This window comes from uncultured Novosphingobium sp. (genome assembly GCF_964277725.1).
Classification (GTDB): domain Bacteria; phylum Pseudomonadota; class Alphaproteobacteria; order Sphingomonadales; family Sphingomonadaceae; genus Novosphingobium; species Novosphingobium fluoreni.
On the sequence record NZ_CAXYKL010000288.1, the window covers coordinates 1 to 7,882 of the forward strand.

10 protein-coding genes and 1 pseudogene are annotated in these 7,882 nt (G+C 63.3%); 9 read left to right on the forward strand and 2 right to left on the reverse strand.

Annotation, left to right across the window (positions count from 1 at the left end; genetic code table 11):
• Nucleotides 1-121 (reverse strand): annotated as a pseudogene (locus tag ACHWRX_RS16115) (fasciclin domain-containing protein); the annotation flags it as partial.
• A gap of 361 nt (nucleotides 122-482) precedes the next feature.
• Here ACHWRX_RS16115 and ACHWRX_RS16120 point away from each other — a divergent pair.
• From ACHWRX_RS16120 to nadA, 9 genes are all read left to right on the forward strand, one after another.
• Nucleotides 483-665 carry a hypothetical protein gene (locus ACHWRX_RS16120; protein ID WP_394659961.1) on the forward strand — a complete coding sequence of 61 codons (183 nt, stop codon included), beginning with the start codon at nucleotides 483-485 and terminating at the stop codon, nucleotides 663-665.
• Nucleotides 666-773: 108 nt separating this feature from the next.
• Complete coding sequence (locus tag ACHWRX_RS16125; RefSeq protein ID WP_183616609.1) at nucleotides 774-1,583, forward strand: undecaprenyl-diphosphate phosphatase; 810 nt, start codon at nucleotides 774-776, stop codon at nucleotides 1,581-1,583.
• Nucleotides 1,532-2,362, forward strand: a complete 831-nt coding sequence (gene ppk2 / locus ACHWRX_RS16130; protein WP_394659962.1) for a polyphosphate kinase 2 — start codon at nucleotides 1,532-1,534, stop codon at nucleotides 2,360-2,362. Before ACHWRX_RS16125 ends, ppk2 begins: the two co-directional genes overlap by 52 nt.
• 178 nt (nucleotides 2,363-2,540) lie before the next feature.
• Nucleotides 2,541-2,708: a 50S ribosomal protein L33 gene (gene rpmG, locus ACHWRX_RS16135; protein ID WP_058736926.1), complete on the forward strand. Its 168-nt coding sequence runs from the start codon at nucleotides 2,541-2,543 to the stop codon at nucleotides 2,706-2,708.
• 62 nt (nucleotides 2,709-2,770) lie between these two features.
• Nucleotides 2,771-3,430: an outer membrane lipoprotein carrier protein LolA gene (locus ACHWRX_RS16140; protein ID WP_394659963.1), complete on the forward strand. Its 660-nt coding sequence runs from the start codon at nucleotides 2,771-2,773 to the stop codon at nucleotides 3,428-3,430.
• Nucleotides 3,431-3,761: 331 nt separating this feature from the next.
• Nucleotides 3,762-4,553: an exodeoxyribonuclease III gene (locus tag ACHWRX_RS16145; protein ID WP_394659964.1), complete on the forward strand. Its 792-nt coding sequence runs from the start codon at nucleotides 3,762-3,764 to the stop codon at nucleotides 4,551-4,553.
• A complete protein-coding gene (gene ribA, locus ACHWRX_RS16150) occupies nucleotides 4,550-5,635 on the forward strand; it encodes a GTP cyclohydrolase II (protein WP_394659966.1) in 1,086 nt (361 codons plus the stop codon). Before ACHWRX_RS16145 ends, ribA begins: the two co-directional genes overlap by 4 nt.
• A gap of 53 nt (nucleotides 5,636-5,688) precedes the next feature.
• The gene (locus ACHWRX_RS16155) at nucleotides 5,689-6,354 is read left to right on the forward strand and encodes a DUF4230 domain-containing protein (protein WP_183616605.1); all 666 of its coding nucleotides are present in this window, start codon (nucleotides 5,689-5,691) and stop codon (nucleotides 6,352-6,354) included.
• A gap of 75 nt (nucleotides 6,355-6,429) precedes the next feature.
• Complete coding sequence (gene nadA, locus ACHWRX_RS16160; RefSeq protein ID WP_183616604.1) at nucleotides 6,430-7,416, forward strand: quinolinate synthase NadA; 987 nt, start codon at nucleotides 6,430-6,432, stop codon at nucleotides 7,414-7,416.
• Between the two features lie 128 nt (nucleotides 7,417-7,544).
• Here the strand turns inward: nadA and ACHWRX_RS16165 are convergent.
• On the reverse strand, nucleotides 7,545-7,882 hold a 338-nt coding region (locus ACHWRX_RS16165; protein WP_394659965.1), incomplete at its 5' end, for an EamA family transporter.

A 7,882-nucleotide genomic window follows, 5' to 3' on the forward strand; every position in this document is an offset into this window, starting at 1 on the left:
GATCCTTGGAATTGACCGCGTTGTCGACGATGTCCTTGGTCGGATACATCGCGGCGCCACCGACCATCGGGTTCTTGGCCAGCGCCAGCGAAGGTGCGCCAAAGACGAGGGTTGCCGCCATTACGGCGGACAGCGTGCGGGAATATGATTTCATGATAGGCTATCCTTCTTCAGGCATCCTGAAGAAGGATGCGATGGAGTAAGTGGCGGGACGCTATTTGGATGCACCGTTGAGATGAAAGAAAGTGTGCCCATTCGGGCAAGGCGTTTAAGCAGAACAACATGCCACTTGGCGTACCGGATGGGTCTTTTTCCTTGGAACTGATCGCTCCCGCGCCGTGCTCTAACGAAACATATCGAAGCCATCCGCACTGTCATTCATCTCACCGCAAGGATTTTGCAGTCCGTCTCAAAGGGTCTTTTCACTCGCGAACTTAATCTCTACCAGATGAGTTGAAAGACGAGTTCAAAGGAGTCGAACCATGCGAACCTTGATGACCCGGGAGTTTCTGCTGCGTCGTATCGACCGTTGCTACCTCGTTGCGGCAGGGGCGCGCCGCGCCGACAAGCGGACGCTTCACCTTGAATTGGCGCGTTATTATCGCAAGGTCCTGAATGCGGTTGCGGACAGCCCGCTGGTCGAAGGCCGTTACGCCGCCGCCTGAGCTATTCCCCCAGGGCGTGGACGCACCGCAATCGTCCACGCCTTTTCTTCCGCGCCGCAGCAGAAGCGTGATTGACTTGTACCGCGCCCGCGTCATGTCTCTGCGGCCATGGACCTGACGCTCACCGCTATCCTCCTCGGCATTGTCGAGGGGCTGACCGAATTTCTTCCGGTATCCTCCACCGGGCACCTGATCCTGGCGACCGAGCTGTTCGGTTACGATGCCAACACGTGGAAGGTCTTCAACATCGTCATCCAGCTGGGCGCGATCCTGGCCGTGGTGGTGCAGTTTTGGCGCACGTTCTGGGCCGTGGGCGCGGGGCTGCTGAAGCTCAACCCCGTCAGCATCCGCTTCGTGCGCAACGTCCTGCTGGCATTCCTGCCGTCCGCGATCCTGGGGCTGGTGCTGAAGAAGTACATCAACGTCCTGCTCGGTGCGCCGATCGTCGTCGGCTATGCGCTGGTGCTGGGCGGCATCGCCATCCTCGCCATAGAGAAGATCGCCAAGCCTGGTCCGCTCACCGGCGTGGCCGAGCTGCCCGTGTCCAAGTGCCTGGGCATCGGCGTGGCGCAATGCCTGGCCATGGTGCCGGGCGTCAGCCGCTCTGGCGCCACCATCATGGGCGCACTGGCGATGGGGATCGAGCGCCGCACGGCGGCCGAATTCAGCTTCTTCCTGGCGATTCCCACAATGCTGGGCGCGACCACACTGGAATTGCTGGAATCCCGCCATGAACTTGCCGCCGGGGTCGGCCCGGTAGGGTGGAACGAGATCGCGATCGGTTTCGTGGTATCTTTCATCGTCGCGCTGGTGGTGATCAAGGCGTTCATGGCTTTCGTCAGCAAGTCCGGCTTCAGTCCGTTCGCATGGTATCGCATCGTCGCGGGCGTGGCGGCCATCTTCCTGCTGTCACGCTGATGGGCAAGCTCAAGCGCAAGCCTTACGAAGCCGCGCTGGAGGCGCTGGAGCTTGACCTCGTCGGCATGGCGCGGTGGGCGGCGGCCACCGGTGCGCGCATCTGCGTGCTGTTCGAAGGGCGCGATACGGCGGGTAAGGGCGGTGCGATCGGCGCGGTGCGCCACGTCCTCAATCCCCGTCAGTGCCGTGTCGTGGCGCTATCCGCGCCCAGCGAGCGCGAGCAGGGCGAATGGTATTTCCAGCGCTACGTCCCGCACTTGCCCGCGCGCGGAGAGATCGTGCTGTTCGATCGCAGCTGGTACAACCGCGCCGGCGTGGAGAGCGTGATGGGATATGCCACGCCGGAACAAGTCAGCGCTTTTCTGAATCAGGCTCCGACATTCGAGAAGCTGCTGGTGGACGACGGCGTGCTCCTCTTCAAATACTGGCTGACTTGCGATCAGGGCAAGCAGGAGGAGCGCCTGGCCGAGCGGCTGGAAGATCCGCTGAAGCGCTGGAAACTATCACCCATCGATCTTGCCGCGCGCGATAAGTACGATGCTTATACCAAGGCGAGGGAGGCGATGCTGGCGGCCACGCACACCCGTCACGCGCCGTGGACTTTGGTGGACTTCAACGACCAGCGGCTCGGACGGCTGACCTTGATCCGCAATCTGCTGGATCGCCTGCCGGATACCGATTGCGAGCCACAGCCGTTGGACTTCAAGCCGCTCGATCGCAAGCCGGCGAAGGAGCAGTTCGACGTGTTGAAGCCGATCCCGCCTTTCGAAGTGGACTAGGACGGGGCTTCCACGGGCGTTCTGCTCGGCATATGCGGCACCGCTGCCCTTGACTCGATGCGCCACATCCGCCATGGGCCGCAGCCTTGCAGGGCGGCGCGTTGATGCCGCCCTCATCGTTTGCAAATCACAGGATGTGGCCGCCCCGGCGCGGCTCTAAAGGAACAGGACAAGCGCCATGGCGAAGCCCGCAACTGTCAAGATCCGGCTGGTTTCCACCGCCGACACCGGATTCTTCTACGTCACCAAGAAGAATCCTCGGAACACGACCGAGAAAATGAGCTTCAAGAAGTATGATCCCGTCGTGCGCAAGCATGTCGAGTTTAAGGAAGCCAAGATCAAGTAAGCAAGGGTTCGCGTTCCGGCGATTCAGGGCCGGTTCAAGGCGTCGAATCCATTGGGGAGCCTATGAACCGTACCATCAAGACCCTTCGTAACTGCGTGAGCGCGGCCATTCTGGCCGCGCTTTGCGTTCCAGCCTTCACCGCGTGCGCGTCAGCCGCGGCACAGTCTCGCGCCCCGGCCAGTGGCCAGTTGGGCGAGGTTGTGGAGGCCTTGCGCGGCATCTCCACGCTACGCGCCAACTTCACGCAGACTGACCGCTCCGGCCAGACCGTCAGCGGCGTCGTCACGATCAAGCGACCGGGCCGTATCCGCTTTCAGTACGAAAAGGGCGTGCCCTTGCTGATCGTGGGCGACGGCAAGGCGCTGACCCTGGTCGATTACGAAGTGAAGCAGGTGCAGCGCTGGCCGATCGGCAACAGCCCGTTGGGCGCGCTGCTGGACCCACGCCGCGATGTGGCGACTTTCGGCACGCTGAAGCCCACCGGCAATCCCAACGTCGTCAGCGTGGAAGTGCGCGATCGCAAGCATCCCGAATATGGCGTGATCACGCTGATCTTCATGCGCAAGGCGTCTGCGCCGGGCGGACTTGAACTCAGTTACTGGGTGGCGCTGGATTCGCAAAACAAACGCACCACCGTGCGCCTCAGCAATCAGCAGTATGGCATCGCTGTTCCTGACTCGGAATTTCGTTGGCGCGATCCTCGACCGACCACTCGTCGATGAAGGGGAACGGCCTGTCGCCAAATGCGCAAGGACAGCGACAAACTGCGACATTTCCTTTCGCTTCGTTCACTTGGCAGCAAGGCGAGGCATCCTACATAGGGGTTGTCAGCAAGGCCTGAGGCGGGTTTCCCCCCTGTTGCCCAGCCTCACTACTGGCCGCTGATAAGCGTGACGAACGCTCAACTGGAACCCTCGAGCCTCTGCCCCCGGCTCGAGGGTTTTCCATTTCTAGACTCCCATCCGTAACAGCACTCCGTCCCGCCGTTGCGACGCACAAAGTCGGCGGGGAGGGCACTGGCATTTCGCGGATCGCATGCCTAAAGCTCCCGCCATGGTCAGTATCGCCACCTGGAACATCAATTCCGTCCGCCTTCGCATCGATCAGGTGGAGCGGTTCCTGACAGAGCAGGCTCCCGACGTGCTGTGCCTGCAGGAGATCAAGGTGGCGGAGCATCTGTTTCCGCACGATATGTTCGAGCGGCTGGGCTACACCCATCGCGCGATCCATGGGCAGAAGGGCTACCACGGCGTCGCCACAGTCAGCCGCCTGCCCTTCCGCGATTTCAGCCGGCATGACTGGCAGGACAATGGCGAGGCGCGGCACGTCGGCGTGGAACTGCTGGGGGCGGGGCAGGGTTTGATCCTGGAAAACGTCTATATCCCGGCCGGCGGTGATATCGCCGATCGCGCGCTCAACCCTAAGTTCGGCCAGAAACTGGACTTTCTGGAGCGCATGACGCGCTGGGCGGAGCAGATCGAGCGGCCCAGCCTGATCGTGGGAGACTTCAACATCGCGCCGCTGGAAAGCGATGTCTATGATCACAAGGCGCTGCTCAAGGTCGTCAGCCACACACCGATTGAGGTTGATACGCTGAATCGGTTCCGGGATGCGCATGGCTGGGTGGACATGGGCCGCCAATTCATCCCCGCGCCGGAGCGTAACTATTCCTGGTGGTCCTACCGCAGCTATTGGCGGCAGAAAGACCAGGGGCGGCGATTGGACCATATGTGGGCCTCGCCAGAACTGGCTCCGCAGGCGCGCGGGCATCGCTTCGTGGAGGAAACCCGCCGGTGGGAGCAACCGAGCGACCACGTGCCGTTGATCACCGAGTTCGATCTCTGAGCGCATCGTCCGCCTCTCGCCGCGTCGCCCTAGCGATCGACGCCTTGCGCCACGGCTGGCCGATCCGGGTGGACGATGCGTTCACGCTGCTGCCGGCGGAGACGGGCTTTGCCCCGCAGGCGAGTGCAGCGCGCATGCTGATCTCGGCGGCGCGCGCCGTGACATTGAAGCTGGCCAACCAGCGCGAGGCGGCGGTGCCCGAAGCTCCGGTACTGATCCGGGCGGCCGAGCCGTTCGATCTGGATGCCGCCCGGGCAGTGGCCGATCCGGCGCTGGATTTGGTCTATCCGATGAAGGGCCCGTTCGCGGCGGAGCATCTGGTTCACGGCGAAGCGGCGGTGACGGCGCTGGAGCTGGCGCGGCTGGCAGGGATATTGCCTGCCTTTCTGGTCGACCCAACTCCGGTGGATGATGCGCAGGCGGTACAGTCCGGCGATCTGGCGCAGTGGAAGGACACTGCGCGCCTTGCCATCGCGTCGCGCGCGCATCTGCCGGTGGAAGCCGCGCAGGATGCCGAGATCGTGGCCTTCCGCTCTCGCGATGACATGCGCGAGCATGTGGCGCTGATCATCGGCCAGCCGAACGGGGACCGCGCTCCGCTGGTGCGCTTGCATTCAGAATGCCTGACCGGCGATATCCTGGGCTCGCTCAAATGCGATTGCGGGCCGCAGTTGCACGCCGCGCTGCACGCCATGGCGCATGAGGCCAAGGCTTCCGGTCACGGTGAGAGTGAGGGCGGCGGCTGGGGCGTGCTGCTCTATCTGCGGCAGGAAGGGCGGGGCATCGGCCTCATCAACAAGCTGCGCGCCTATCGCCTGCAGGATCAGGGCTTCGACACGGTGGACGCCAACAACCGGCTGGGCCTGCCGACCGAAGCGCGGGATTTTCCGGTGGCGGCGCGCATGCTGGAACTGCTGGGCGTGCGCACGATCAGGCTGATGACGAACAACCCCGCCAAGGTCGCGGCCCTGGAGGAATTTGGCATGAAGGTGGCGGAGCGGGTGCCGCACCAATTGCCGCCCAATCCGCACAACGCCCGCTATCTTGATACCAAGCGCGATCGCACCGGGCACCTTCTGTAAGGTCTGAGCGGGCGGCTTCAGGAACCCCGCATCGTTCCCCGCGTTGCCCCGCCATGAGCATCAACGTCGACACCCCGCCCGTGACCGAACGCAAACGCGCCCTGGCGCGCACGCAAGGTTTGCCGTGGGTGCTGTTCATCGTCATGCTCGCGATCGCGGCGTGGCTGGGCTACCGGGCGTTCTGGCCCAAGGGCGGCGGTGATCCGATCGGCACGACCATCGTCGCGTTCGAAAAGCAAAACCGGTTGACGGTGTTCAGCGCACAATTGGCGCCGGTGGTTTCGGCTGAGGACAGCCGCCTGCTGGGCCTGGTCAAGTCCCGCCAGGTCGCGGTGATTCCAGCTCGTGTCGACTATTCGCTCGACCTGTCGAAGATGGATCGCAATCGCCTGGCCTGGAACACCAGCACGCACACGTTGGACGTGTTGCTGCCGCCGCTGACCGTGGGCACGCCCAATCTGGATGAAGCCCGCGCGCAATATCTGCGCGAGGGCGTATGGATCACCCGCGATGCGCAGGATGCCCTCAGCCGTGCCAACACCCGCTTGGCCGAGCAGCAGGCGACGCAGCAGGCGGGCAATCCGGTGTTGGTCGGCCTCGCGCGGTCCGCCGCCAAGGACGCGATCCGCCAGAACCTGGCAATCCCGCTGGAGATCGCCGGTTTTGGCGATGTCACCGTGAATGCGCGCTTCGAAGGCGAGCCTGCACCCGCAAAGTAGAGCGCCCAAGTTCAAAACTGCTTGGGCTATGGGCAGCCGCTCACTACATGGGCGCCAACGATCCCAGGGGACACCATGACCGCACAGACCTTGAACCTGACCGGCCTCGACTTGCGCGCGGAGATTGAGCGTTTGCGCCATGAGCGCAAGGCCGTGATCCTGGCGCATTACTACCAGAAGCCCGAGCTGCAGGACCTTGCCGACTTCGTGGGCGATTCCCTGGAATTGAGCCGCAAGGCGGCCGACACCGACGCGGAAGTGATCGCCTTTTGCGGCGTGAAGTTCATGGCCGATACAGCCAAGATCCTCAGCCCCAACAAGATCGTCGTGCTGCCGGACATGGACGCCGGATGCAGCTTGGAAGATTCGTGCCCGCCTGAAAAGTTCAAGGCGTTTCGCGAAGCGCATCCCGATCACATTGCGCTGACCTACATCAATTGCTCGACCGAGGTTAAGGCGCTGTCGGACGTGATCGTCACCAGCTCCAGCGCGGAGACGATCCTGCAGCAGATACCCAAGGACCAGAAGATCATCTTCGGCCCGGACCGGCATCTGGGCGGCTATCTCAACCGCAAGTTCGGCCGTGACATGTTGTTGTGGCCGGGCGTTTGCATCGTCCACGAAGCTTTCAGCGAGACCGAGCTGCTGAAACTGCGCGCCCAACACCCCGGTGCGCCGATCGCCGCCCACCCTGAGTGCCCGCCGAACATCGTCGATCATGCGGACTATGTCGGCTCTACCAGCGGCATTCTGCAGTTCGCCAAGACGATGCCGGGCGATACGCTGATCGTAGCGACCGAGCCGCACATCATCCACCAGATGCAGCTGGCCCTGCCGGAGAAGACCTTCATCGGCGCCCCTGGTGCGGACGGCAACTGCAACTGCAACATCTGCCCATACATGGCGCTCAACACTATGGAGAAGCTCTACCTCGCCCTGCGCGATCTGGAGCCGCGGATCGAGATCGCAGAGCCGCTGCGGCTCGCGGCGAAGAAGAGCCTCGACAAGATGCTGGAAATGGCCAGCGGCACCATCGGCAAGGGCGATCTGGGCGGGCGCTGAGGCGCGCCCGGGTCGTCAGCGCCTTCTCCGTTCGTGTCGAACTTAGTCGAGACATGATCGCACTACGGCACCGTGTCTCGACTTCTCTCGACACGAACGGAGATAGGTCGGTTCTATAGCGGCGCGCTTTAAGCGGCGCGGTCCCCCACTTTCGCCAGCACAAGCGCGCCCGCCAGCAGGACCATGCCCAGGACGTCCCCTGCGCTGAGGACTTCGCCGAAGGCCAGCCAGCCGGTGAGGGCGGAGATGGCCGGCTGGGTCAGCAGCGCCAGGCCGATCACCAGCGGCGGGAAATTCTTCAGCGAATAGATGAGCAGCCCCTGGCCCATGACCTGGCTGCTCATCGCCAGCACCAGCAGCGGCGTCCAGTTGCCGGGCACGATCGCCTCGCCCATCAGCGCCGCCACGCCCAGCAGGATCGGCGCTCCGGTCAGGGTGGACCAGAACAGCAGCGAGAACTGGCCCA

What these genes read in the sequence shown, in the direction of transcription:
- ACHWRX_RS16120 (WP_394659961.1), top strand. Translation starts at nt 483, where the DNA reads ATGCGAACCTTGATGACCCGGGAGTTTCTGCTGCGTCGTATCGACCGT.
- ACHWRX_RS16125 (WP_183616609.1), top strand. Translation starts at nt 774, where the DNA reads ATGGACCTGACGCTCACCGCTATCCTCCTCGGCATTGTCGAGGGGCTG.
- ppk2 (WP_394659962.1), top strand. Translation starts at nt 1,532, where the DNA reads ATGGTATCGCATCGTCGCGGGCGTGGCGGCCATCTTCCTGCTGTCACG.
- rpmG (WP_058736926.1), top strand. Translation starts at nt 2,541, where the DNA reads ATGGCGAAGCCCGCAACTGTCAAGATCCGGCTGGTTTCCACCGCCGAC.
- ACHWRX_RS16140 (WP_394659963.1), top strand. Translation starts at nt 2,771, where the DNA reads ATGAACCGTACCATCAAGACCCTTCGTAACTGCGTGAGCGCGGCCATT.
- ACHWRX_RS16145 (WP_394659964.1), top strand. Translation starts at nt 3,762, where the DNA reads ATGGTCAGTATCGCCACCTGGAACATCAATTCCGTCCGCCTTCGCATC.
- ACHWRX_RS16155 (WP_183616605.1), top strand. Translation starts at nt 5,689, where the DNA reads ATGAGCATCAACGTCGACACCCCGCCCGTGACCGAACGCAAACGCGCC.
- nadA (WP_183616604.1), top strand. Translation starts at nt 6,430, where the DNA reads ATGACCGCACAGACCTTGAACCTGACCGGCCTCGACTTGCGCGCGGAG.